The sequence below is a fragment of the Stenotrophomonas sp. STEN009 genome (assembly GCF_056760395.1).
This window is the reverse complement of the sequence record NZ_JBRRES010000023.1, coordinates 1-24,607: the sequence shown is the minus strand read 5'-3', so window position 1 is coordinate 24,607 and position 24,607 is coordinate 1. Positions and strand designations below refer to the sequence as shown.

At 66.7% G+C, this 24,607-nt stretch carries 19 protein-coding genes and 7 tRNA genes; 13 read left to right on the top strand and 13 right to left on the bottom strand.

The genetic code is table 11. From position 1 onward, the window contains the following. Nucleotides 1–3: 3 nt before the first annotated feature. Together ACVOMM_RS12015 and ACVOMM_RS12010 are read left to right on the top strand one after the other, a co-directional pair. Nucleotides 4–780 carry a ChaN family lipoprotein gene (locus ACVOMM_RS12015; protein ID WP_481526289.1) on the top strand — a complete coding sequence of 259 codons (777 nt, stop codon included), beginning with the start codon at nt 4–6 and terminating at the stop codon, nt 778–780. Beyond that, nucleotides 773–1,486: an energy transducer TonB family protein gene (locus ACVOMM_RS12010; RefSeq protein ID WP_180876968.1), complete on the top strand. Its 714-nt coding sequence runs from the start codon at nt 773–775 to the stop codon at nt 1,484–1,486. Before ACVOMM_RS12015 ends, ACVOMM_RS12010 begins: the two co-directional genes overlap by 8 nt. A gap of 132 nt (nt 1,487–1,618) precedes the next feature. Here ACVOMM_RS12010 and ACVOMM_RS12005 read toward each other — a convergent pair whose 3' ends face one another. The 6 genes from ACVOMM_RS12005 to ACVOMM_RS11980 form a co-directional block, all read right to left on the bottom strand. Further along, a complete protein-coding gene (locus tag ACVOMM_RS12005; RefSeq protein ID WP_065175308.1) occupies nt 1,619–3,907 on the bottom strand; it encodes an Orn/Lys/Arg family decarboxylase in 2,289 nt (762 codons plus the stop codon). Nucleotides 3,908–3,927: 20 nt separating this feature from the next. Next, nucleotides 3,928–5,280, bottom strand: coding sequence for an arginine/agmatine antiporter (gene adiC, locus ACVOMM_RS12000; RefSeq protein WP_053517667.1), 1,353 nt, complete (start codon nt 5,278–5,280; stop codon nt 3,928–3,930). A 77-nt stretch (nt 5,281–5,357) separates the two neighbouring features. Beyond that, nucleotides 5,358–6,788 carry a DcaP family trimeric outer membrane transporter gene (locus tag ACVOMM_RS11995; protein WP_180876966.1) on the bottom strand — a complete coding sequence of 477 codons (1,431 nt, stop codon included), beginning with the start codon at nt 6,786–6,788 and terminating at the stop codon, nt 5,358–5,360. Nucleotides 6,789–7,247: 459 nt separating this feature from the next. Next, nucleotides 7,248–8,090 (bottom strand): thiol:disulfide interchange protein DsbG, encoded by an 843-nt coding sequence (gene dsbG, locus ACVOMM_RS11990; protein ID WP_180876965.1) that lies wholly within the window; start codon nt 8,088–8,090, stop codon nt 7,248–7,250. Between the two features lie 30 nt (nt 8,091–8,120). Further along, nucleotides 8,121–8,924: a TlpA disulfide reductase family protein gene (locus ACVOMM_RS11985; RefSeq protein ID WP_128990824.1), complete on the bottom strand. Its 804-nt coding sequence runs from the start codon at nt 8,922–8,924 to the stop codon at nt 8,121–8,123. A gap of 83 nt (nt 8,925–9,007) precedes the next feature. Next, entirely contained in the window at nt 9,008–10,081 is a 1,074-nt protein-coding gene (locus ACVOMM_RS11980; protein ID WP_065182735.1) for a GlxA family transcriptional regulator, read from the bottom strand. Nucleotides 10,082–10,262: 181 nt separating this feature from the next. Here ACVOMM_RS11980 and ACVOMM_RS11975 point away from each other — a divergent pair, with 181 nt between their 5' ends. From ACVOMM_RS11975 to ACVOMM_RS11945, 7 genes are all read left to right on the top strand, one after another. Then, the gene (locus tag ACVOMM_RS11975; RefSeq protein WP_065175310.1) at nt 10,263–10,661 is read left to right on the top strand and encodes a heavy metal-responsive transcriptional regulator; all 399 of its coding nucleotides are present in this window, start codon (nt 10,263–10,265) and stop codon (nt 10,659–10,661) included. A 110-nt stretch (nt 10,662–10,771) separates the two neighbouring features. Then, nucleotides 10,772–10,847: transfer RNA gene (locus ACVOMM_RS11970), tRNA-Ala, on the top strand. Nucleotides 10,848–10,901: 54 nt separating this feature from the next. After that, nucleotides 10,902–10,977: transfer RNA gene (locus tag ACVOMM_RS11965), tRNA-Glu, on the top strand. A 180-nt stretch (nt 10,978–11,157) separates the two neighbouring features. After that, a tRNA-Ala gene (locus tag ACVOMM_RS11960) sits at nt 11,158–11,233 on the top strand. 49 nt (nt 11,234–11,282) lie between these two features. Continuing rightward, nucleotides 11,283–11,358: transfer RNA gene (locus ACVOMM_RS11955), tRNA-Glu, on the top strand. 42 nt (nt 11,359–11,400) lie between these two features. Beyond that, a tRNA-Ala gene (locus ACVOMM_RS11950) sits at nt 11,401–11,476 on the top strand. 48 nt (nt 11,477–11,524) lie between these two features. Beyond that, nucleotides 11,525–11,600 (top strand) — tRNA-Glu (locus ACVOMM_RS11945). Nucleotides 11,601–11,638: 38 nt separating this feature from the next. On the opposite strand, the gene ACVOMM_RS11940 is transcribed toward ACVOMM_RS11945, so the two are convergent. Continuing rightward, nucleotides 11,639–12,055, bottom strand: coding sequence for a GNAT family N-acetyltransferase (locus ACVOMM_RS11940; protein WP_065182734.1), 417 nt, complete (start codon nt 12,053–12,055; stop codon nt 11,639–11,641). 77 nt (nt 12,056–12,132) lie between these two features. Here ACVOMM_RS11940 and ACVOMM_RS11935 point away from each other — a divergent pair, with 77 nt between their 5' ends. After that, nucleotides 12,133–13,089, top strand: a complete 957-nt coding sequence (locus tag ACVOMM_RS11935) for an SOS response-associated peptidase family protein (protein ID WP_053520435.1) — start codon at nt 12,133–12,135, stop codon at nt 13,087–13,089. A 40-nt stretch (nt 13,090–13,129) separates the two neighbouring features. Here ACVOMM_RS11935 and ACVOMM_RS11930 read toward each other — a convergent pair whose 3' ends face one another. Then, nucleotides 13,130–13,510 (bottom strand): response regulator, encoded by a 381-nt coding sequence (locus tag ACVOMM_RS11930; protein ID WP_053520434.1) that lies wholly within the window; start codon nt 13,508–13,510, stop codon nt 13,130–13,132. A gap of 140 nt (nt 13,511–13,650) precedes the next feature. Between ACVOMM_RS11930 and ACVOMM_RS11925 the strand changes: the two genes are divergently transcribed. Beyond that, a tRNA-Leu gene (locus tag ACVOMM_RS11925) sits at nt 13,651–13,736 on the top strand. Nucleotides 13,737–13,941: 205 nt separating this feature from the next. After that, a complete protein-coding gene (locus ACVOMM_RS11920; RefSeq protein ID WP_197601000.1) occupies nt 13,942–15,378 on the top strand; it encodes a GGDEF domain-containing protein in 1,437 nt (478 codons plus the stop codon). Here ACVOMM_RS11920 and ACVOMM_RS11915 read toward each other — a convergent pair. Continuing rightward, the gene (locus ACVOMM_RS11915) at nt 15,375–17,210 is read right to left on the bottom strand and encodes a methyl-accepting chemotaxis protein (protein WP_481526288.1); all 1,836 of its coding nucleotides are present in this window, start codon (nt 17,208–17,210) and stop codon (nt 15,375–15,377) included. The two genes, ACVOMM_RS11920 and ACVOMM_RS11915, sit on opposite strands and share 4 nt — an antisense overlap. Before the next feature lie 424 nt (nt 17,211–17,634). On the opposite strand from ACVOMM_RS11915, the gene ACVOMM_RS11910 reads away from it, so the two are divergent. Further along, entirely contained in the window at nt 17,635–18,723 is a 1,089-nt protein-coding gene (locus ACVOMM_RS11910) for a DUF5694 domain-containing protein (RefSeq protein ID WP_481526287.1), read from the top strand. A gap of 9 nt (nt 18,724–18,732) precedes the next feature. On the opposite strand, the gene ACVOMM_RS11905 is transcribed toward ACVOMM_RS11910, so the two are convergent. The 4 genes from ACVOMM_RS11905 to ACVOMM_RS11890 form a co-directional block, all read right to left on the bottom strand. Beyond that, the gene (locus ACVOMM_RS11905; RefSeq protein WP_128990489.1) at nt 18,733–18,972 is read right to left on the bottom strand and encodes a hypothetical protein; all 240 of its coding nucleotides are present in this window, start codon (nt 18,970–18,972) and stop codon (nt 18,733–18,735) included. A gap of 62 nt (nt 18,973–19,034) precedes the next feature. After that, the gene (locus ACVOMM_RS11900; protein WP_065175317.1) at nt 19,035–21,230 is read right to left on the bottom strand and encodes a PAS domain S-box protein; all 2,196 of its coding nucleotides are present in this window, start codon (nt 21,228–21,230) and stop codon (nt 19,035–19,037) included. Between the two features lie 208 nt (nt 21,231–21,438). After that, complete coding sequence (locus ACVOMM_RS11895) at nt 21,439–23,826, bottom strand: Tex family protein (RefSeq protein WP_283219416.1); 2,388 nt, start codon at nt 23,824–23,826, stop codon at nt 21,439–21,441. 204 nt (nt 23,827–24,030) lie between these two features. Continuing rightward, entirely contained in the window at nt 24,031–24,246 is a 216-nt protein-coding gene (locus ACVOMM_RS11890) for a hypothetical protein (protein ID WP_005410085.1), read from the bottom strand. Between the last annotated feature and the right edge of the window lie 361 nt (nt 24,247–24,607).

Below are 24,607 nucleotides of genomic sequence, written 5' to 3'. Positions count from 1 at the left end.
TGGTTGCCGCTGTGCCTGCTTGCCGTGCTGGCGACCGGGCAGGCCCAGTCGATGCCCGGCACGGTGATCGACCTGGCCAGCGGCCGGCCGTTGCAGGAAGCGGCGTTCGTGCAGCGCGTCGCCGCCGCCCGGCACCTGTTGCTGGGGGAACGCCATGACGTCGCCGCCGACCATGCCGCCGAACGCTGGCTGTTGCGGGCCCTGCACCAGCAGCGACCACAGGGTGCGCTGGTCCTGGAGATGATCGGCAGTGAACGCCAGCCCCGCCTGAAGCGCGTGCAGCGCTGGCTGGACAAGGGCAACCGTGCCGACGGGCAACACCTGCAGGAACTGCTGGGCTGGGACCCCCGTTGGCCGTGGTCGGCCTATGGCGGACTGGTGCAGGATGCCGCCGCTGCAGGCATCGCCCTGCACGGTGGCAACCTCTCGCGTGCGGAGGTCGACGCGCTGCTCGCTTCGTCGGCACCGGCGCGCTTCCCCGTGCCTGGCGCACGCCACCGCCTGTCGAACGTAGTGCTGGCCCAGCACGCCGACGCCGCACCGCTGCTGGAAGGCATGCTGGCCGTTCAGCAGGCCCGCGATTCGCGTATGGCGCAGGTACTGGCGGCCGCACAGACACCCGCGCTGCTGGTTGCCGGCCGCTGGCATGTGCTGCGCGGCACCGGCGTACCGGGCTATCTGCCCGCATCCGCGCCTGCGCTGGTGGTCGCTCTGGCATCGGCGGAAGAAGCCATCGACGCCAGCGACGCCGACCTGCTGTGGGTGATCGCAGATGAGTGAACGCAGGCAACACTGGCAGGCAATGGCGATCACCGTCGGGATCCACCTGCTGCCGCTGCTGCTGCTCGTGCACTGGGTGGCAGCCCCGCCTACGCTGCCGCCGCCAGAGCAGGATGTGCGCATCAGCCTGCGCCTGCTTGCGCCGGCTGCACCGCCACAGCCTGTGGAGGAACGCCAGGCCGAACAGCCCAGCCAGGCGCAACAGGCGCGCGCCGCGCAGCCACGGAAATCGCCGCCGCCACCCGCGCCGACCCACGCGCGTGAAGGCGAACTGGCCGCCAGCGAGATCGCTGGCGCCGGCCGGCAACCCACGCGGGTCGCCCCACCTGCGGCCGCGGCCGATGCCCGTCCCGCACCGGCATCGATCACGGCCGCGCCGCCTGCTCCAGACGCCCCACCCGCGGACGTCCAGGCCGGCGCTGCCAGCGACCAGTGGGAAGCGCGGCTGATGGCACGACTGGAGCGATACCGCTACTACCCCTCCAGCGCTAGATCGCGGCGCCAGCAGGGCACCAGCTGGGTCCGCGCCAGCATCGACCGCGACGGACGCCTTCTGGCGCTGCGCCTGGAGCAGTCCAGCGGCCAGTCCCTGCTCGATGACGCGGCGCTGCAGACCTTCCGCCGCGCACAGCCGCTGCCACGCATTCCCGACGAAATGAAGGCGCCGCAGGAACTGGTGGTACCCGTGGAGTACTACCTGCGCTAGACGGTCCGCGCCTCCGCTTCGATCTCGGCCAACCACTGCCAGATGCGGCAACCGGATCAACGCGACGGTGCACCGGGCCCCCTCCTTGGCAGTCCTCCGCACCGCGACGCGTGCGGAGGACCACGGAGTAGCTCAGGCCTTCAGCACTTCCACCTTGTACGAAACGGTCTCGCCGTCGTGCTCGATGATCAGTCCGTGCACGTCCGACTCGAAGCCCGGGAAGCGCGCATTCTGCTCGCGTGCGATGCGCAGCGACTCGATGATGGGCTCATCGCTGGCACCGAAGCGCTCGCCCGGCATGATGGTGGGAATGCCGGGCGGGTACGGCACCAGCATGGTCGCCGCGATGCGGCCACTGAGCTGTTCGATGTCCACCCGTTCGATTTCCCCCTTCACCAGATGGTTGTAGGCATCGGCCGGGGTCATCACCGGCGTCGGCAGGTCCACGTACATCTCGCGCATCACCCGGGCCACTGCGAACTCCTGGTTGAAGGCGTGCAGCGCATCGCAGAGGTCACGCAGTCCCCAGCCGGCGTAGGCAACGGGATAGTCCGCCGCCAGCGTCGGCAGCGCCTGGCTCAGGGGGGCGTTGCGGTCATACAGCTCCTTGAACGCCATCAGCTCGGTGACCAGCGTGCTCCACTTGCCCTTGGTGATCCCCATCGAGAACAGGAACAGCACCGAGTAGAGGTTGGTCTTCTCCACAGTGATGCCACGACCCCACAGGAACTTGCTCAGCACCGCCGCTGGAATGCCCAGCCGGCCCATTCCGCCATCCATCGACAGGCCGGGGGTCAGCAGGGTCACCTTGATGGGATCGATCAGTACATAGTCGTCCACCAGATTCTCGAAACCATGCCAGTGCCCATCCGGCTGCAGGTACCACTCCTCCCGCTTGGCCACCATCGGCGCCGGCGTGTCGCCCTTGTCAAGGCTGCGCTCGACCTTGGTCGGCTGCCACACGCTGAACCACCAATCATCACGGCCGAGATCGTCGCGCACATGCAGCATGGCGCGCCGGAATGCGATCGCCTCGTCGTGCATCTCCTGCACCAGCGAGCGACCGGCCTCGCCCTCCATCATCTTCGACGCGACATCACAGGCAGCGATCACGCCGTAGTGCGGGCTGGTGGAGGTGTGCATCATGAACGATTCGTTGAAACGCTCGGCATCCAGATTGCGCTGTGCCGAGTTGCGCACATGGATCATCGAGGCCTGCGAGAACGCGGCAAGCAGCTTATGGGTGGAGTGCGTGGTGAAGATGATCGCATCCTGCTCGCGCGGCTTGCCCTTGGCCATGCCGTAGTGGTTCTCGTAGAAAGGATGGAATGCGGCGTAGGCATACCAGGCTTCATCGAAGTGCAGAAAGTCCACCGCACTGCCGATCTCGTCGGCGATCTTCTCGGCGTTGTAGCACAGGCCATCGTAGGTGGAGTTGGTGACCACTGCGATACGCGGCTTGGAGCCCGCCGTGTATGCCTTGCTCGCCAGCGGGTTCGCGGCGATGCGCTGCTGCAGCGATTCCGGAGTGAACTGGTCCAGGCTGATCGGGCCGATGATGCCGTGCGCGTTGCGGCTGGGCGTGAAGTACACGGGTACCGCGCCCGTCATGATCAGCGCATGCAGGAGCGACTTGTGGCAGTTGCGGTCGACGAACACCACATCGCCCCGCGCCACCGTGCCGTGCCATACGATCTTGTTGGCCGTGGAGGTGCCATTGGTCACGAAGAACGTATGGTCGGCGCCGAAGTTGCGGGCCGCTTCGTTCTCGGCGTCCTTGATCGGCCCGGTGTGGTCCAGCAGCGATCCCAGCTCCGGCACCGAGATCGACAGATCGCTGCGCAGCGTGTTCTCGCCATAGAACTGGTGGAATGCACGGCCAACCGGCGATTTGGTGAAGGCCACGCCACCGGCGTGGCCGGGCGTATGCCAGGAGTAGTTCGACTCGGCGGCATGATGGATCAGTGCCTTGAAGAACGGCGGCAGCAGGTGCTGCATGTAGTCTTCAGCGGCCCGCATCACCTGCCGGGAGATGAAGTTCTTGGTATCCTCGAACAGGAAGATGAAGCCGTGGATGTACTTGAGCAGCTTGCTCGGTACCTTCTCGATGGTGCGGCGTTCGCCGTACAGGAAGACCGGCAGGTTCGCGCGGCGCGCGCTCTGCTCGCGCAGGAACGCGGTGAGGCGCTGGAACTCGCCATCGACTTCCTCGCTTCCATCGATCGATATCAGCACGGCTGACGCCGCAACATAGGTGCGTGCTCCTGCACGGGCATCATCCAGGTTCAACCCGCACAGCACGCGCTGGTCGTTGCTGCGCAGCTCTTCCACCAGAGCGCGGATCAGGATGCCGCCGATGCGTGGTGAGTCGTAATCACCGTCGATGACTATGACCGGATAGTCCAATGACTTGAAATACACGTTGTTTCTCCTTGTCCGAATCAGGAATGCTGCGCGCCGGCAGAAATCGCCGCCGCCTCGCGGGCACGCTGCCTCTGCTGGCGGCGCTCCTCGCTGAAGAAGGGATAGAACACGGTGATGAACAGGACGAACAGGAAGGCGTACTGCACGATCGTTCCCGACGAGCCATAGATCGCCCACAGGCAGTACACGACGGTGAGGCTGGTCAAGGTCCAGAACGCGCCGGTATGCACAAGGGTGTGCGAGCGTTCGACCACGAAGTAGCAGGCCACGCAGGAATAGATGTAGGGCAGCAGGGTCAGCACCACCGCGGCCGAGGTGATCACATCGAACTGCGCGGATGCCGTTTCCGAGGTGGAAGTGACCAGCACGGCCAGCGTCATCAGCACCGCCACGATCAGCACGCCCTTGACCGGCACGTCATCCTTGTTGGTTTTGCTGAAGATGCTCGGGAACAGGCCATCATCCGATGCGGCCTTCGCGCTCTGTGCGGTCAGCAGGATCCAGCCACCGAGCGAGCCGGCCGCACCGATGAACGCGCACAGGCTGACCAGCGCACCGCCCCACCCCCCCACGGCCTTGGCCGCCGCCAAGGCGAACGGCGCGTCCGAAGTCTGCAGTTCACCGTTGGGGACCATGCCCATGATCACCGACGAACTGGCGATGTAGGCGATGGCCGCAAGGAACACGCCGGCCAGCGTAGCGCGCGCGACATTCTTCTCAGGGTTCTCGACCACGCCGGCGGTCACCGACGCCGACTCCACGCCGATGAACGCCCACAGCGTCAGTGCGGCTGCACTGGAGATCGCACCGAAGTTGGATTCACCGGAGACGTTGTAGGCCCCTTTGAAGATGTCGGCATCGAAGAAGAACCAGCCGAAGATGGCGATGCCCAGGATCGGCACCAGCGCGAAGCTGGTGGTGACGGTCTGCACGCGGCTGACGAAGGCCGGACCGATCACGTTGGCGAAACTCAGCGCCCACACCAGCACCAGGACCGCGATGCAGCGCACCAGCGGCTCGGACAGGATCGGGAAGAAGTAGCTGAAGTAACCCACCGCCGCGATCGGGATGGCGACATTGCCGATCCAGTTGGCGAACCAGTAAATGGTATTGGTCTGGAAGCCCATGTAGGGGCCGAACCAGTCGCGCGCATAGGCATAGGGGCCGCCGGCCTTCGGGGCCAGCTTGCCCAGTTTGGCGAACACGAACGCCAACAGCAGCGCACCCGCCGTGGTGATCAGCCAGCCCCAGATCGAGGCGGTACCGATCTTGGCCAGGCTGGAGGGCAAGAGGAATACGCCTGAGCCCATCATGTTGCCCGCGACGAGGAAGGTGGCTCCCACCACACCGATCTTCTTTGCTTCTGCCATGACAATCTCCTGTACCGGCATCAGCCCGGTTGCGCCGGGCATGGGGGTTGGCTGCGCTGGCGTGCTTCCGCTGGCGCCTATTTGATGAAGTTGTACTGCAGGCTGCCCTGCACTCTTACTGTGTCGCCGCGTGCACCGTCCTGCTGCTGCAGGCGGCCGTAAAGCAGCTCCATGCCCATCGTCCACGAGGGCGCGGGACTCCAGATCAGGTTGAAGACGCCGTAACGGCTTTGCCGGAACGCGTCACTGGCAAGAGCGGCGTTCCGCTCCAGCGTGAGCTGTCCGAAAATCAGATTCGAGCGCCACAGATCGGACCAGTAATGGGTGTAACCGACGAAGCCGCCGTGCAGATCCAGTGCCTCCAGGCGACCGTCCGCATCCACCACGGCATCCAGGCCGGAGCCGGTCAGATCAGCGGTGTAGCGGCTCAGGCCGCGGCCGCCCAGCACGCCGAACAGCAGCAGGTCGCGCGCGCCCACGGAAGCAGAACCGCTGAGCTGCAGGCCGCCGGCGATGCGCCGGTCGCGCTGGTCCTGGCCGTCATAGGCCAGACTGCGGGCCACCGCACCCATCTGCAGGTGGCCCCAATCGCGCTCCATGCGCGCGGTTACCGTGACATCCGGCAGCCGGTTCACCGCCGCCAGCGTCTCGCTGGCCCCGGCCAGTTCCGTCTCCGGGTCTTCGGCGGCGATCGTCAGCGTGCTTCCCTTGCCCAGCGCGAAACTGTGGTGGATGCCGGCCACCAGCAGGTAGCCAGCACCTCCCGGGCCTGCGAAATCCAGCGTATCGGGCAGGCTGTCGGCATCCATGAAGCTGGAGTAGCCATAACCGGCATAGGTATTGCCAAGCTGCCCATAGGCGTGGCGCAGGCGGAACTGGTATCCATCGCTGCTGCCGAAGAAATCATTCTCCAGATAGAAGCGCAGGTTGCCGTGCGTGGTCGGCCGGCGCGCCTCGAAGCTGAACCGCGTCTGCTTGGCGTGGATGTTGAAGTTGGAAACATCGCGATGGCTGTCCCCTACCGGCATCGATGAAGGGATGAACTGGTCCTCGTCCCCCGCCCGGCGCGAGTCGGCGATGGCATCGAGCTTGGCATAGCCGCCGATGCGGATGACCGTGTCGGTTCCGGGGATGGCGAAGAAGCCTTTCAGATCCGCGTCGGTGGGGCTGGCAGCGTTGTCTGGACGCGAGGCGGCCGTCGACGGGTCCGCCACTGATTCGCGCGCCGGCAGCACCGGTTGCGCCACGCCGGGCACGCGGGTGGGCTGCAATGTGGCGGCCGTCGTCGCCGGAGCTGGGGACACGGGCGTAGGCGTAGCAGCAGGCACGACGCCCGCATCATGCCGCTCGAGCTGGTCCAGGCGTTGCTGCATGCCTTCCAGGGCCTGTCGCATCGCCGCAATCTCACGGCGCAGCGCCTGCGCGTCGTCGTCGGCAACCGCCTGCGCCTGCAGCGGCGCAGCGGCCAGCGCGGCCAGGCAGGCAAGACTCAGTACTGCCATGCGCATTGCATCCCCCGTGCACGAACACTCGCCACGCGATGCCGGACCGCACGCGTGCGCCGTCCTGGCTTCGCTCCGCCGTTGCTGGAAATACGGATACTGCGATTAAGACAGACGGTCGCCGGCAGGTTCGCACCGCCGATGAGGCAGCGACCGGAGCAGTCTGGGTAGCAAGCGCAGAGTGAGAGTGTCGTGAATTGCGATGCAGGCATGCTCTGGGTAGAGCCCTGCGTGTGCAGCAGTGCAGAAGCGATATCGCTGTATTTCATGCGTCACAGGCTAGTGCGCACGTCGTTTTTGGCCTTGATTGGAATCAAGGCACGATGCTTGATCTCAGTCACGATTCAGACGTGACGGCGAACAAGCACTGCGCAGCCGTTCACGTCGTCGTGGCCATGCAAACGCAGCAGGCCCGCACGTTTCCGTACGGGCCTGTCGATGACACCCTGCATGCAGGATCGCTTTTCAGCGTGGACCCAGCACCGTCTGCAGATCGGCACCCTGTGGAAGACCGGAGCGACGCTGCACCTGGCCCTGCGCATCCTGGAACAGGATCCCCGGCGTACCCTGGAAGCCCATCTCGATCATCAGGACCTGGTTGGCATCCAGCTTCCCCGCGATCTCGCGGCTGATGTTCGGTAGCGGCTTGATGCCACCGCGGTCGAACTGGCGCTCGTTCTCCAGCAGCGCCGCGCTGGGGTCGCGTGCGGCCAGAATCGCGGCCGCCTTGGCCGGGCTGTCCTCGCGGATCACACCGACCATCACATGACGCAGCTGCACCTTGCCGGCATCCACCCATGGGCGTGCCGCCTCCCAGAACTTGTGGCAGTACGGGCAGTTGGCATCACTGAATGTGTAGACCACGCGCGGTGCGTCGGCCTTGCCATCCCGCACCCACGCACTGGCGTCCAGCTTGCTCCACATCTTGGCCGACATCGGCGCGGCCACCAGCTTTTCCACCGCATCAGCGGCGATATCGTTACCCTCGGCATCGAACAGACTGCCTACCACCACGTGCTTGCCGTCCGCGGTCACATAAGCGGCGGCAGGCTGCTGGCCACCGACCACGCCGGCAAAGCCGCGCAGCCCACCCGGTGCGTCGAACTCGGCGACGACCTCGAAACCATGCTTCTCGATGCCCTTCAGGACCGCCGGGCGATCCCCCTTGGCAGCGGAGGCCGGCGCACCGGCTGCCGGCGCAGCTCCTGCCTTGCCCGGTGGCGTCTGCGCCTGGCTGCAGGCGGCCAAGGCCAGCAGGGCCGGCAGCAACAGCACCGCAGGAACGGTGCGCAGGGAAATCAACGACATGGGAACTCCATAGTGGGATGCCAGCGCAGGCTACCGCAGCCGGCGCAGTTTGTGTTCAAGCCCTGCCATGGTCAGTTCACCCAGATGCAGCTCCTGCAGGCGTCCGTCAGCATCGAAGAACAGGGTGGAAGGATACGCCTGCACCCCGAGCGCCGCAGATGCGGCAGCATCGTCATCCAGCAGCACGTTGCGCAGCTGCAGGCGTTCGCCGGCAATGAAACCCTGGACCTCGTCCAGACTTTCTCCCTGATTGAGGAACACGAACCGCACATCGTCATGTGCGTCCTGCGCGGCTGCCAGCACGGGCATTTCACGTCGGCACGGACCACACCACGTTGCCCATAGATTCACGACCACGGGTTTCCCGCGGAACTGCTGCAGATCGATGACACGGCCCTGCAGGTCCATCACCTCCAGCCTGGGCAGCGGCATATGCCGCGCCTGCCACCCGGACACGCCGTGAGTGGCTGCGCCCCACAGCAGCGTACCTGCCAGCGCTGCTGCCAGTACCGGCCGGCGCAGCGCGGGATGTCCACGCAGCCGCCACAATCCCCACGCCAACGCAGCCATCAGCACGACGACCAGGTGGTATCCGCCATCGGTGATCTGCAGAACGCTCCATGGCGAGTCGCGATACAGCGCCGCATTGACGGCGACGAAGCTGATGCGGCCACACAGCAGCCCCACCAGCAGCATATCCAGCACCATGCCGGCCGCCGAAGGCTGCGGTCCCTGCGCGCGGCGACCGGGCCAGAGCCGGGCGATCGTCATCGCAATCAGTACACAGATCAGAATCAGAACGACCGGCATCGGCACCGGCCCAACGCTGGACATCATTCCACCCACTCAACGATCGACTGACCGCATGGTCGAAGCGTCGCGCCTGCGATGCAAGCGCGACGACCGACCGTCAATCGTCAAGCCGCGCTGCGCCCCATCTGAATGCCCGGCGTCGGCGCCGGCGCCAATCCGCGCAGGCTCCCTGCCACGGAGGGCAGCAGCGGGCGTTCGCGGCGCTTGTTGCTGACGTGACGTCGATAGTTCGCCGGCGTCATGCCGACGATGCGCAGGAACAGACGCCGGAACGCACTCTGATCGGCATAGCCGACCCCCCAGGCCACCTCATCGATACCCGCCCCCTGCTGCAGCAATGTCTGCGCCTTGGCCACCCGCAGTCGCTGGCAGTATTCGATCGGACGCAACCCGGTCGCTCTGAGGAAGCGGCGCTGCAGAGTGCGCGGCTCCAGCCCTGCCACTTCGCAGATCGAAGCAAGCGTGGCGCCGCGCGCCGCCGTGGTGTGCAGCCAGCGCTGGGCCTTCAGCACGTCGCGGTCCCCATGGGCGAAGTTGGCGCTGAAGCGCTCCAGATCCTGCTGGATCGGTTCCGGAACGGTGATCGCGAGCTGCGTGGCCACCGCGCTGGCCACGCCCTGACCGAACAGCCGGTGCAGCAGTCGCAGGCCGAGAAAGCGCCATGCCTGCACACCTGCGACGGTCAGCAGATCACCATCGTCCACCAGTGCGCGTTCGCTGGGTACCCAGCTGACAGCCTGCGCCACCAGTCCAGGATGGCGGCTGAGATCCGGACCCGACACGGTCCGGCCCGCCAGCAGGCCGGCCCGGGCCAATACGCTCACCCCATCCGCCGCGGCCGCCAGCAGACTGCCGCCGTCGTAGTGCGCACGGAGCCAATCGAGCAGGATTTCGTCGGTACGAAGAGAGGCCGTCGAACTGACCTGGCCCGGAACCGCGATCACCGCGGGAATGGCCGCGTCCAGCATGTCCGCGCCCGCGATGCGATGTACCCCGCTGCGGCTGGCCGGCACGATCCAGCGGGTCACCAGCACCCGCTTGAACGGGCGCCGCTGCTGCTGCGCCACGCGGTTGGCCACATGTGCCATTTCAGCCAGTACCGATGCTGCCGACGGGTCGCCACCGGGGTACTCGACCACCCCCACTTCAACGAACCCCTCGCTCCTGATTCCCTCCACGGTGCACCTCCTCGGTTCTGGCCAGCGAATGACCGGTTCAGGTGCAGGGTAGAAAGTGCTCCATCGGCGAGGCTATGAAGAAAGTTGCAAAGTGCACTGGATGCGTATCTCACACATCGCATTGACCCTGGACCAGACTCAAGGGTTCAGAATGGCGGCCGGAAACCCGAGGAATTCCGCCATGAACATTGGTCAGCTGGCGCGCCGGGCCGGCGTCCCGATCGATACGGTCCGCTACTACGAGCGCCAGCAGCTGTTGCCCACCGCGGCACGTTCGGCCGGTGGCTACCGCATCTTCGGCGAGCAGGACCTGCGTCGCCTGCGTTTCATCCGCCGTGCGAAGGCGCTGGGTTTCAGCCTGGAGGAGATCGCTGAACTGCTCGCACTGAGCGACCAGCACCAGCACGACATGGGCAGCGTGCGTGACACCGCACGGACGCGCCTGCGCGACATCGAGCAGCGCATGAACGAACTGCAGCGCATGCATGCGGCACTGTCGCAACTGGTCGAGGCCTGCCCTGGCCACGGTGCGCTGGTGCACTGCCCGATCCTGGCGGCGCTGACCGAAGACGGCGAGTGACCAGGCACCCGGCGGAACGATGGCGCACCCGGCCGCGGACGTGAAGAAAAGTGCAACAAATGCTTGCCAACCCCAGGGGGCATCGCTATTATTTCGCTCCTCAGCGACGTGGGGCCATAGCTCAGCTGGGAGAGCGCCTGCATGGCATGCAGGAGGTCAGCGGTTCGATCCCGCTTGGCTCCACCAATCTTTCGGCATTAGGCCGTCGAAAGGTCGCTAAAGAACATTGATGAGAATTGCGTCCCCATCGTCTAGAGGCCTAGGACATCACCCTTTCACGGTGGCGACCGGGGTTCGAATCCCCGTGGGGACGCCACTCATCACGAACAACGAGGACCCGGCCGATAACCGGGTCTTTTTTGTTCACCGCCAACCGGCATTCAGGTTGTGGCGTCACGGTGGTCTCCCGGATCGTATGCGGGGCGCCGGAACGAAAAAAGCTCAAAAGGCTTCCACAAACGTGAACACGCAGGTATGATAGGCGGCTCGGTAACACGGGGCCATAGCTCAGCTGGGAGAGCGCCTGCATGGCATGCAGGAGGTCAGCGGTTCGATCCCGCTTGGCTCCACCACTTTCGACATTAGGCCGTCGAAAGTTCTACAACTTGAAGTTTTTCGTGCGTCCCCATCGTCTAGAGGCCTAGGACATCACCCTTTCACGGTGGCGACCGGGGTTCGAATCCCCGTGGGGACGCCAGTTTCAAAAGGACCCTGCTCCCGGCAGGCATCCTGGTTTCATGGGGCCATAGCTCAGCTGGGAGAGCGCCTGCATGGCATGCAGGAGGTCAGCGGTTCGATCCCGCTTGGCTCCACCACTTTCGACATCAGGCCGTCGAAGGTTCTACAACTTGAAGTTTTCGTGCGTCCCCATCGTCTAGAGGCCTAGGACATCACCCTTTCACGGTGGCGACCGGGGTTCGAATCCCCGTGGGGACGCCAATTTCTGAAAACCCTGGCTTCGGCCGGGGTTTTTCTTTTCAGAAGCGTCGATACATTCCGATCGAGGCTGGCGCCGTCGGCGCGAATCCGTACTGCGCATACAACCGATGTGCCTCGCCATCGGCGAGCAGGCTCACATAGGCCGAAGGCGGAAGGTTGGCCTGCATCCATTCGTCCAGACGCCGCATCACCTCCTTGCCCAGTCCCTGCCCCTGCAACGGCGGCAGCACGGCGATATCGCAGACCTGCAGGTGGCAGCCGCCATCGCCGACGATCCGGCCCATCGCCACCAGCTCACTGCCCTGATAGGCGCAGACACCGAACAGGGTATTGGGCAGCGCACGTGCAGCCGCTTCGGCGGTCTTGGCGCTGAGCCCGGCCAGCGCCCGGAGCTGGCAATAGGCCTCGACCGTGGGCACGCCTTCACGGAAATGGCAATGGGCAGGATCGTTCATGCGGAATCTCCCTGAGTGTCAGGCTATCCTGCCGCATCCGCGTCGCAGCCGCCGCGACCCACCCCGGCAGATATCGCATGTGCTACTCCGCTTTGATCCGGGCCGACTACGCCAAGCTGGTGCGCGAGTTCGGTGCCGTGCTGTCGCTGGAGGAGTTCGCCGCGCTGTACGCGTACGACCCCGGCAAAAAGCAGCCCAGGACGCCCAAGGCCATGGATGACGGCTTCGCTGGCGCGCGCACGGAGCTCGGCCGCGACATCGTGGCCCGGATCCAGCGGTGGCATGCACAGGAGCAGGCCACGCTGGAAGCCGAGCTGGCCCAGCAGCGCGAACGCCGCGACATCGCAATCGCAGCCCTGGCCACCCGTCCCACACTGAAGGCGCGCAACGAGCTGCGCATCGCCGGCAACCGCATCGATCGCGCGCAGACCCGGCTCGACGACCTGCATCGCGTGCAGCTGCTGCCTCGCGACAACCGCATTTTCCCCGGCACCTACGCGCCGGTGATGGTGAGCGAGAACGGGCAACGGGTGATCAAGCCGATGCGCTACCGGTGCCGTCTGCCGGATGCGCCCGCGCGCAACGACGTGCTCTATCCGGGCAGTTACAACGCCCGCCGTGACAGCCTGGAAGGCTACTGGCGCGGCGCTTTCGGGCAGCGTCATGGCGTGGTCGTCATCCAGGCCTTCTACGAGCATGTGTCCCGGCACGCGGTTGGCGGACGCGCACCGGCCCCTGATGACAGGACGGGAGATGTGGTCCTTGAGTTCCGCCCCGACCCGCCCCGCGACCTGTTGGTAGCCTGCCTCTGGTCCGAGTGGGACGGCCCCGAAGGACGCCTCCTCTCATTTGCGACCATCACCGATACGCCGCCGGCCGATATCTCCGCCGCCGGCCATGATCGCGGCATCGTGCCGATCCGGCCCGAGCACCTCGATGCATGGCTCAATCCGGAACCTGGCGATCTGGCCAGCCAATACCGCATCCTCGACGATCGCGAGGAGATCCGTTACGTCTTCGAGGAGTCCGCCTGAGCACGCACTGCGGCCGGATCGTCCGGGCACCGCGCCTGGATCAGGCGCGGGCGCTGGAATGCCCGACCGCGCGGGCCAGCGCCTGCGACAGCTCCGCGGACAGGTAGGGCTTGACCAGCAGCACACCCGACTGCATGGCCTGTGGCAGCTGCTCCGCCGACATGCCGGTCGCGAGCACGAAGGGCACGCCGCGGGCGGCCAGCGCCGCCGCGACCGGCTCACTGGTTTCCTGGTGGGCCAGGCGATAGTCCAGCAGCGCCACGTCCGGCGTGGTTTCTTCCAGCAGCCTCAGTGCTTCGCCGACGCTCGCAGCCAGCCCCACCACCTGTGCACCGGCCTGCACCAGTTGCATCTGCAGCAGGGCCGCGCTCATCTCGTCGTTCTCGACCACCAGTACCCGCAGGTCCTGCAACGCCGCCATCGATTCCCGCTCCTGTGCATATCACGCCGGCGCAGTATAGCGATCACGGGGGCAATGCCGGCAGATTCGGCCGCAATCGTCCCGCGCCGGGCAGCCTCTATGAAAGTGCGCTCGACCTCGGGTAAAATCACCCGCTGCCTGCCGGTGTGGCGGAATGGTATACGCAGCTGACTCAAAATCAGCCGGGGGCAACCCCATGAAGGTTCGAGTCCTTTCACCGGCACCATGCATCAAAGGCCAGGTCCACGACCTGGCCTTCTGCATTTCCGGCCCGTCACCTGCGTCGCCCCTCCCGCGCGGCGACCGCCCAGCGCCGCCGCCGTGCGCGCCGCAGCTGACAACGTTGCCAGCAGGCCAACGCTGCGGAATTCTTGCAAGGCGCATGCGCATCTGCCTATCGTGACTGGCCGTACCTGGGGGCGGGGGAATGCATGACGTTGCCGGCTGCACTGTTTTTTCTGGTCACGCATGCATTCGTCGTCGGCCTGGCAGGCCCTGGAGATCCGGTGGGTTCGTTCCTGATGTCGAGCGCCGCGCCGCTGCTGGCGGCCATGGCATGCGTGCGCCGTGCGCGTGACAGCCACGCCGCCTGCAAATGGAGGACCTTCGCTTTCGCCGTCAGCCTGTTTCCGGTCGCACTGCTGCCACTGCTGTTTCCAGGCATCACCGATGCCTGGCCGGCGCAGGTCGCACTGACATCGTTGATCCTCTACGTGTTCTATCGCATCCCGCTGACCTACGTGGCCGCCAGCGCCGACAGCCGGAACCGCCATGTCCGCAGCGTCGACCTGTCGATCATCGGTCTGCTCTGGCTGCTGTACTACACGCACGCGCAATCGACTGCGCAGCTGGATACCGCGCTGTGGACGCATGGCCTGAACCCCATCAGCACCACGCAGAACAGCCTGCTGTTCAGCTTCGCGCTGATCCGCTACCTGGCCGAGGACAACGCAGATCGCCGCGACTTCTTCCGCACCCTCACCCTGTTCCTGCTCGGCTACTTCCTGATCGAGCAGTACGTCAGCCGGTATCGGCCGCAGACCCCGGACGGCGGATGGGCAGATCTGCTCATCAGCGGCCTGTTCCTGCTGCTGGCGGTGATCGCCGGCAGTCCGCGGCGCAGGACCGCGCCGCCTGTACCGCGCAACCTGCGGCGTTTCGTCGAGGCCAGCGTGCCGTTGATGCTGCCGCTTCTGCTGATGCTGGTCGCATTGCTGATGGCGCGCACGAACCAGACGATGGCAACGGTGGGCTTCATCGGCGCCATGCTGGGCTATGCACTGCGCAGCGTGCTGAGCCAGGTGGACATCCAACGCCAGCGCGACGAGCTGGCAGCGCTGGCCCGGCGTGATCCGCTGACCGGGCTGGGCAACCGCCGCAGTTTCGATGAATCGCTGCCCGGTGCCCAACGGCGCGCGCGGCGCCAGGGCCTGGGCCTGGCGGTGCTGATGATCGACATCGACCACTTCAAGCGCCTCAACGATACCTACGGTCACCCGGAGGGCGATCGCCGCCTGCAGGCGGTGGCCGCGATCATCGATGGCTGCCTGCAGCGCGGCGACGACCTGCTCGCCCGCTACGGCGGCGAGGAGTTCATCGCTGCGCTGCCTTCCTCCGACGTGGCCCATGCGATGGCCATGGGCGAGCGCATCCGCGTGGCGGTCGAAGACGCCGCGCTGCCGTCCGGCCCGTCCAGCGTAACCGTCAGCATCGGCGTGGCATGGTTGGCTGCCGATGCTCGGCAGGAACCGGACAGCGTGGTCGAACGTGCGGACCAGGCCCTGTACCGGGCCAAGCGCGCGGGCCGCAACTGCGTCCGCGGCGAGGCTTTGCCGGAACGTACAGCGGCCCCTGCCCTGCGCGCCTAGACCACGCGCAGGGTCGGCACGCCATGCTGCAGGGCAGCGCCGCCCGCCGCCCCCTGCACACGAAATCCGGCGACGGTCTGCAGCAGGTGGGCCGACTGTTCTTCCATGCTGCGCGCCGCGGCAGACGCTTCCTCGACCAGCGCCGCGTTCTGCTGGGTTCCTTGGTCGATCAGGTCCACCGCGTGGTTCATCTGCTGGATGTCATCGCTCTGCTGCTGCGACGCGCTGCTGATCTCGGTGACCAGGTCACTGACCCTGCGCACGTTGAGCACGATCTCGTCCATCGTGCGGCCAGCACTTTCCACCTGCGCCGTGCCCGCACCGACATTGGCCACCGATGCGTCGATCAGCTGCTTGATCTCCTTGGCGGCGCTGGCCGAGCGCTGCGAAAGTTCGCGGATCTCGGTGGCGACGACCGCGAACCCACGGCCGTGCTCGCCGGCACGGGCCGCCTCCACGGCAGCGTTCAGCGCCAGGATGTTGGTCTGGAATGCGATGCCGTCAATCACCCCGATGATGTCGACGATGCGACGCGAGGAGGCGTTGATCAAGGCCATCGTCGCCACCACCTCGTGCACCACGCTGCCGCCACGCGCAGCCACCTCCGCTGCGCCGCCGGCCAGCTGGCTTGCCTGGCGCGCATTGGCCGCCGTGCGCTGCACCGTATCGGCCAGGCCCTTCATTGACACGGCGGTTTCTTCCAGCGAGGCCGCCTGCTGTTCGGTGCGCTGCGACAGGTCGCTGTTGCCCTGCGCGATTTCGGTCGCGCCGACCGCGATGGTATCGGCAGCGAACTTGATCTGGCCGATGATGCCCGCCATGGCTTCGACCAGCGCGTTGACGCCATCGCACAGCTCGGCGATGGGGCCACTCTTGTCGGCAATGGCGACGGTTCGGGTCAGGTCGCCCTGCTTGGCCGCCGCCACGACCTCCCGGGTCTGCGCCACCGCACGCTGCATGGCCTGGTTCTCATGCACCTGCGCGGTGATGTCGGTAGCGTATTTGACGACCTTGAAGGGCCTGCCGTTGCCATCCAGGATGGGGTTGTAGGAGGCCTGGATCCAGATCTCGCGGCCGCCCTTGCCGAGCCGCCGGTACTGCCCGGCGTCGTACTCGCCGCGCCCGAGCTTTTCCCAGAACCGGCGGTACTCGAGGCTGCCGCGAAGCTCGGGCTCCACGAACAGCGCATGGTGTTGGCCGCGCACTTCTTCCAGGCTGTAGCCGGTGGCGGCGAGGAAGTTGGCGTTCGCCGAGAGAATGTGCCCGTCCAGGCTGAACTCGATCACCGCCTGCGACTTGTCGATGGCGGCAAGCTGCCCCGCCGAGTCGGCGGCCTGCAGCTTCTGCGCGGTGATGTCGGTCGCGAACTTGACGACCTTGAAGGGCCGGCCCTGCGGGTCCAGCACCGGGTTGTAGGAGGCCTGGATCCAGATTTCGCGCCCGCCCTTGCCCAGCCGTCGGTACTGTCCGGCGTCGAACTCGCCACGTCCCAGCCGGGCCCAGAAGTCCCGATACTCGGCGCTGGACGCCTGATCGGGATCGACGAACAGCGAATGATGCCGGCCCTGGATTTCGTCCAGACGATAACCCACCGCCTGCAGGAAGTTGTCGTTGGCCTGCAGGATGGTGCCATCCAGATCGAATTCGATCACCGCCTGCACGCGATGCAGTGCGGCCACCTGGGCGGCCAGCTCGGCATGACCGCGGTCGGTGTCGACCCTGCCGGGGCGAGGCTGTCCCGCCAGCGCCCCCAACAGGGAACGCCACGGCGACCAACGGGTGTGCAGCTCGGCTGGCGCCTGTGCGCCTGCCGTAAGGCCTGGAATGAGCATTGTCTGATCCTCGGTGTCCGGTAAGCGGTTGCGATCCGCCAGGCGGGATGCCCGACGGCGACATCAATTGCTTGGACTACAGGTGCCGGCAGGCACCTCTCGAGCAACGGGCAAGAACATCTGGGGGCGGGTGCGATCGACATCCGGGAGCGGCGGAACACACTGCGCGGGCCGCCCGACGGGGCAGCCTGGGGTCCTGCAGCGGGTGACGGGAGCGGGATCCAGTGAGGTTATCGGCACCTCCGTTCCGGGCTTTAGGCCCCTCCGCAGCGGGCCCTGTCCAGCCCCCTCCCCCTGCAGCGCCTGACGGGCCCCTAGATGCAGCCTGCAACGAAAAGGTTGCCATGACCATCGGGGCTGTCGGCAAGGGGGTGGACAGGCAAGGATGCGCCCACCACGGACCGTCCATCGACACGGAGATCGCATGTTTTCACACCTGGCTGCTCTTTTCGCCCTCGCCCTGTGCAGCAGCGGCGCGCTGGCCGCCGATGCAGGCTATCGGCCAAGTTTCAATCCCGCACAGCTCAAGGGCCCGCCCGCCGGCCGCGTCAACGAAGTGCTGGTGCTGGGTTCACCGCACCTGTCCGACCTGCCCCCGACCTTCCAGCCGGCAATGCTGGAGCCGCTGCTGCAGCGCCTGCAGGCATGGCGGCCAACGGCGATCGCCGTGGAGAACCTGTCCGGACTGCAATGCGATTTCATGCGCCGCAATCCCGCCCGCTATGCCGAGAGCGTGGAAAGTTACTGCGTCGATCCTGCACCTGCCCAGGCCGCCACCGGTCTGGATGTTCCAGCGGCCAACGCCGAAGTCGATCGCGTACTGGCGGCATGGCCCGCTACACCGACGCACGCACAGCGTCGCCGGCTGGCCGCACTGTTCCTGGCCGCAGGTGAGAACGGCTCCGCGCTGGTGCAGTGGCTGCGCCTGCCGGCGCAGGAGCGTCGCGCCGCAGACAGCCTGTCACCGCAACTGGTGCAGTTCCTCGACAAACGCGCCTCGCGACGCAACGAAGTCAGCCTGATCGCGGCCGAGCTTGCCGCACGCCTGGGCCTGGAACGCCTGTGGGCAGTCGATGACCACACCGCTGATTCGCCCACGCCAGCGGCACTGGAGAAGGCGGCTGGCGAAGCCGTCATGAAGGCCTGGGACAATCCCGCCACCCAGGCACGACGGGCCGCCGATACGGCCCTGTACGCCGAACTCGGCAGCACGGACGGCCTGCTGGCGCTCTATCGGAACTACAACGCGCCCGACACCGTCGCCCGGGTCTACGACAGCGATTTCGGCGCAGCCCTGGTCGAACCATCGCCAGAAGGCTTCGGCCGCCGCTATGTCGGCTACTGGGAAACCCGCAACCTACGCATGGTCGCCAACATGCGCGAGGTGCTGGGCCAGCACCCGGGCACCCGCATGCTGACCCTCGTCGGCGCCTCGCACAAGGGCTACTACGAGGCCTACCTCAACCAGATGCACGACGTGCGGCTGGTTGATGCCAACAGCGTGCTGGACTGAGCGCCAGGGCTAGCAGGGGGCCGGCGCATCGCCGCGCCGCGACCGCCACAGCAGCACGCAGGCGACCACGATCGCACCCAGGGTCAGTATCAGCAGCACCACCACGCCGCCCTGCAGGGTGGGCAGCAGCGCCTGCGCCCGGGCATCGCCGTGCAGTTGCTCCAAACGCAGGCAGGCGGCTACCGCCAGCCACCAGCCGACCATCGCCGGCGCGAAGGCACGCAGGGCATCCGGGGTCCAGAAACGCATGTCGTTCTCCAACGGGGTGGGTGTGCGCGCAGTATTCGCGGCCGTCCTCTCACAGACTGAGATCAGCCGCCACCGGCGTCGCTGTCCACGCCCTCAGCCGGCCATTCGCCGGCTTCCCCCTGCACCTGCACGTTGTTGCGTCCCATTGCCTTGGCCCTGTAGCACTGCGCATCGGCCGCAGCCACGGCCTGGTCCACCCCCATGCCGCCCAGCAGCGGTGCGATACCGATGCTGGCGCCCACCCGCAGGCGGTGCTGGTCCCAGGGAATGGAGAGGCTGGCCAGGGTCTGCAGCAGTTCGCCGCCGATCCGCGCCGCGCGGCGCGGCGTGCAGCCGGACAGGATCACCGCGAACTCGTCCCCGCCCAGCCGGGCCACCACGTCCGAATCGCGCACGCCGTGGCGCAGCACGCTGGCCACCGCCCACAGCACCGCATCGCCGGCCAGGTGGCCCCAGGTGTCGTTGACCGGCTTGAAGCGGTCCAGGTCGATGTACATCAGCGATGCCGCCTGGCCTGTCCGCTCGACCCGGGTGATGGCCTGCTGCAGATGGACTTCGAACCCCCGCCGGTTGCTCAGTTCGGTCAGCGGATCGATCTCCGCCAGCTGGCGCGCTTCGCGCTGCCGTGCACGCTGCTGGGTATCGTCGCGCAGCACCCACACCGCACCGCGCACATGGCCCTCATCGTCGCGCAGCCAGGCGCGGGTCAGGTCCACCGGCACCGTCGCCGTGCCCAGCCGCAGCAGCAGGTCGGCATGCAGGTCGACCGCGTTGCTTTCCGGGTCCAGCAGTACGGCCACGTCCAGCATCGAGCCGGGGGCGTACTCGGTGGTCAGTTGCAGCACGTCCTGCACCCTGTAGCCGGCCAGCGCCTGTGCGCCGTCGCCGGCCAGCATGCGCACGGCAGCGGCATTGGCATATTCGATGCGGCCCTCCAGGCTGACGCTCAGCACCAGGTCGGCGACGGCGTCGAGGGTGATGCGGCTGCGCTGCTCGCTTTCAAACAGGCGCTGTTCACTGCTGCGTTGTGCGCTGATGTCCTGGATCTGCGAGACGAAATGCACCGGCTCGCCGCGTTCGTTGCGCACCAGCGATACCGACAGCCGCGTCCAGATCACCCTGCCGTTGCGATCGAGAAAGCGCTTCTCCAGGTGGTAATGGCTGCACCGGCCTGCCAGCAGGTCCTGCACCAGGGCCAGATCGGCCTGCAGATCGTCCGGATGGGTCAGCCGCTGGAAATCCACCTGCAGCAGCTCCTCGCGCGCATAGCCCAGGATGCGGCACAGCGCGTCATTGACATCCAGCCAGCGCCCTTCCAGCGAAACCAGCGCCATGCCGAGCGCAGCCGAGGTGAAGGCGCCTGCGAACTTCTCCGCCGCCATGCGTGCCTCCGCACGTGCCTGCAGGATCTCGGTGATATCGATGGCCATGCCGACATAGCCGATGCGCGTGCCATCGGCGCCGTCCATGCGGCTGATCGAAAGCCGCACCTGGCGTTGCCGGCCATCCTTGCGCAGCAGCGTCCATCGCCGCGAATAGGTCTGCCCTTCGGCATGCGCACTGAGGGCCTCGAACACATCCGGCAGGTGACCCTGCGGGTCGGCCAGCGGTTGCAGCCAGGCCTTCAGCTCATCCGGCTCATGGAAGGCATCCAGCCGCCGCAGGCCGACCACCTCGGCGGCGCTGTAACCCAGCAGGCGCTGCGCCCCCGTGTTGAACAGGGTGATGGTGCCATCGGTATCGGTCGCGATCACCGCGACGTCGTCGGAGGCGTCCACCACCGACTGCAGGCGCTGGCGGCTCTCGGCCGCGTCCTGTCGTGCCTGCTGCAGCTCGGTGACGTCGGCGTGGGCACCCGCCATCCACAGCGGCCGCCCCTGACCGTCCCATTCGAACACGCGACCTCGGTCATGGACCCAGATCCACTGGCCGTTCTTGTGGCGCATACGCACCAGGCAGGCGTAGTTGTCGCTGCGCCCGTCGAAATGCTCCTGCAGCGCGGTGTCCGACAGCGCGATGTCGTCCGGATGCACCAGTGCCGCGAAGGTCTTCTGGCAGATCGGCTCCAGCTCTTCCAGCCGGTAGCCGACGATTTCGGCCCAGCGCGCGTTGACCCGCATTTCGCCGGTCTGCACGTTCCACTCCCAGGTGCCGGCAGCGGTGCCTTCGATGATCATCGCAAGCCGCCGACGCTCTTCGGCCAGCGCATGCAGACGGCGTTCGAGCAGATCGTTGCTGTTGTTGCCCTGACCCGCCATCAAGCCCTTCTCCGTCCCGCGCAGGCGTGCACGGGCCGCAGCAATCCGCTGCAGCTGTCACGGAATCGGACGGGGCGTGCTGGCGTCATGGTCCTCCCCAGCGACAGCGGGTCGGCCACACGCCTCCCCAGATGCGCAAGTGTGCGCAATCACGGGGAAAATCGACAAGTCCCCCGCCCCGGTTCAACCGTGACGGGGGACACGCTCCTCAACTGCGCTTGGCGCGGGCGAAGGCTTCAGCCAGTGCGTTGTTGGCCGGGGCTGCCGATGGGGCGGGCCGACCGCCGTTGCCCTGGCCCCGCCCCGGGCTCCGGCCCGGCCCGACTGCGTCACGCCGCGGCCCTTGTCCCTGACCACGCTCGTCACGGCTGCCGGGGCGGCTGGTGGCCTGGCCGGGGGTATCGTCCAGGCGCCGGGTCAGCGCGATGCGCTTGCGCGGCACATCCACCTCAAGCACCTTCACCTTGACGATATCGCCAGCCTTGACCACGTCACGCGGGTCCTTCACGAAGGTGTCGGAGAGCGCCGAAATGTGGATCAGGCCGTCCTGGTGCACGCCGATATCGACAAAGGCACCAAACGCGGCGACGTTGCTGACCACGCCTTCCAGCACCATGCCCTCGCGCAGGTCCTTGATGTCTTCCACGCCCTCGGCGAAACGTGCGGCCTTGAACTCCGGGCGCGGGTCACGGCCGGGCTTTTCCAGCTCCCTGAGGATGTCGCGCACCGTCGGCACGCCGAAGGTCGCATCGGTGAACTGCTCGGCCTTCAGCCCACGCAGGAAGCTGCCATCGCCGATCAACGCCTTGATCGGGCGCTGGGTACTGGCGACGATGCGCTCGACCACCGGATAGGCTTCCGGATGCACGGCCGACGCGTCCAGCGGCTCGTCGCCGTCGGCAATGCGCAGGAAGCCGGCACACTGCTCGAAGGTCTTCTCACCCAGCCGGGCGACTTTCAGCAGGTCCTTGCGGCGCTTGAACGGACCATTGTCATCGCGATGGCGCACGATGTTCTCGGCCACCGTCGCCGACAGGCCGGACACGCGCGACAACAGCGCGGCCGAGGCGGTGTTCACGTACACCCCGACCGCGTTCACGCAGTCCTCCACGCGTGCGTCCAGTGCGCGCGCCAGGCGGTACTGATCGACGTCATGCTGATACTGGCCCACGCCGATGGCCTTCGGTTCGATCTTGACCAGCTCGGCCAACGGATCCTGCAGGCGGCGCGCGATCGACACCGCGCCGCGCAGCGACACGTCCAGGTCCGGGAACTCCCTGGCTGCGAGCTCGGAAGCCGAGTACACCGAAGCACCGGCCTCACTGACCACCACCTTCTGCAGCTTCGGATTGCCGACCGCCTTGATCGCTTCGCCGGCCAGCTTGTCGGTCTCGCGGCTGGCGGTGCCGTTGCCGATCGCGATCAGTTCCACGTTGTGCCGGGTACACAGCTGCCTGATCGTCTGCAGCGACTGCTCCCACTGGCGCCGGGGCTCGTGCGGATAGATCGTCTCGGTGGCGACCAGCTTGCCGGTGGCATCGACCACTGCGATCTTGCAGCCGGTGCGGATGCCTGGATCCAGCCCAAGCACGGTCTTCGGGCCCGCCGGCGCAGCCAGCAGCAGATCCTTCAGGTTGTCACCGAACACGGTGATCGCGTCCGCTTCGGCCTTTTCGCGGGCCTGGTTGAACAGATCCAGCAGCAGGTGCATGTGCAGCTTGGCACGCCAGGTCAGGCGGCAGGCATCGAGCAGCCAGCGGTCGGCGGCACGGCCCTGGTCGGCGATGCCGGCCTTGCGGGCCACGCGCCCCTCTGCGTACTGATGGCCTGCCTCGGCATCGCTGCCCGGGTCCAGCTCCAGGTACAGGATCTCCTCGCGACGCGCGCGGAACAGCGCCAGCAGGCGATGCGAGGGAATTTTCGCCAAGGCTTCGGCGTGCTCGAAATAGTCGCGGTACTTGGCGCCCTCGGTCTCCTTGCCCTCGGCCACGCGGGCGCGGATCACGCCGTGTTCGCCCAGCCAGGTGCGCAGTTCGCCCACCAGCGCGGCATCTTCCCCCCAGCGCTCCATCAGGATCGCCCGCGCGCCCTCCAGCGCCGCCTTGCTATCGGCCACGCCCTTGTCAGCATCGACAAAGCTGGCCGCGAAGGCCTGAGGGTCCTGCGTCGGATCGGCGAGCAGTCCATCGGCCAGCGGCTCCAGGCCGGCCTCGCGGGCAATCTGCGCACGGGTACGGCGCTTGGGCTTGTACGGCAGGTACAGGTCTTCCAGCCGGCTCTTGGTATCGGCGGCGAGGATGTCGTTGCGCAGTTCGTCGCTGAGCTTGCCCTGCTCGTCGATGCTGGCCAGCACCGCCGCACGGCGGTCTTCCAGTTCGCGCAGGTAGGTGAGGCGCACTTCGAGATTGCGCAGCTGGGTGTCGTCCAGGCCACCGGTCACTTCCTTGCGGTAGCGGGCGATGAACGGAACGCTGGCACCTTCGTCAAGCAGGCCGACCGCGGCGCGCACCTGGCTGGGCTGGGCACCGATTTCCTCGGCGATGGTCTGGGCGATCTGCTGGGCGAGCGCGCTCTGGGCGTTCTTGGCGTCGTGCATTGCTTCAGGTCTGTGCCGCGTTACGGGAAGACCCCATTCTGGCAATCCGCGACGGAGCCGGACAAGACATTGACAGCAGACGAGGTTCAGCGGCGTGGCCGGTCTGGACGCCGGCATCCTGGCAGGGGGGCTCGGACTGGCCCGGGGCTGGGATGCCGGCGCGGGCGCGCGATGGTGGGCGCGCCCTGCCGCGTGTTGCGAGGGTCAGCGGTAGTGGCGGGCGGCGCGCTGCATGACGATCTCGTCACGCATGCCTTCCAGTGCCATCAGCCTGACCTTGCCGACACCCTGCAGTTCCATGAACCGCTCGGTGTAGAACTCCGGCCCCAGCGCGGTGTCGGCGCGCGATTTGCTGAAGCCATAGGGCACCACGCCCTTCTCGCCATCCTTGCTACCACCGACATAGAGAACGATTGCCATGTGATGTATTCCTCCAAATTGCTACTGCGTACTGCACTCGATGAGCGATGCTGCGAGCCCATCGGAGAGGAGCTTACCGCGTCGTACCTGACTGGAACGTCACGCAGGCTAATGACGATCGGTTGCATGCAGATGACGGCGGGATCGCAGCAGAATGCTTACGCATCCTTAACTTCCAGCTAACGAATTTCCAAGGGAATTCCCGCCAACGGCGCCGCCCCTCGCGGGCGGTTGGGTGGCTTGCGGAAAGCCGGTTCACTGCGGGCTGGGGGGGGGGGGGGGGGGGGGGGGGGGGGGGGGGGGGCGCCCCCCCCGGGGGGGGGGGGCCCCCCCCCGCCGCCCGGGGGCCCCCCCCCCCCCC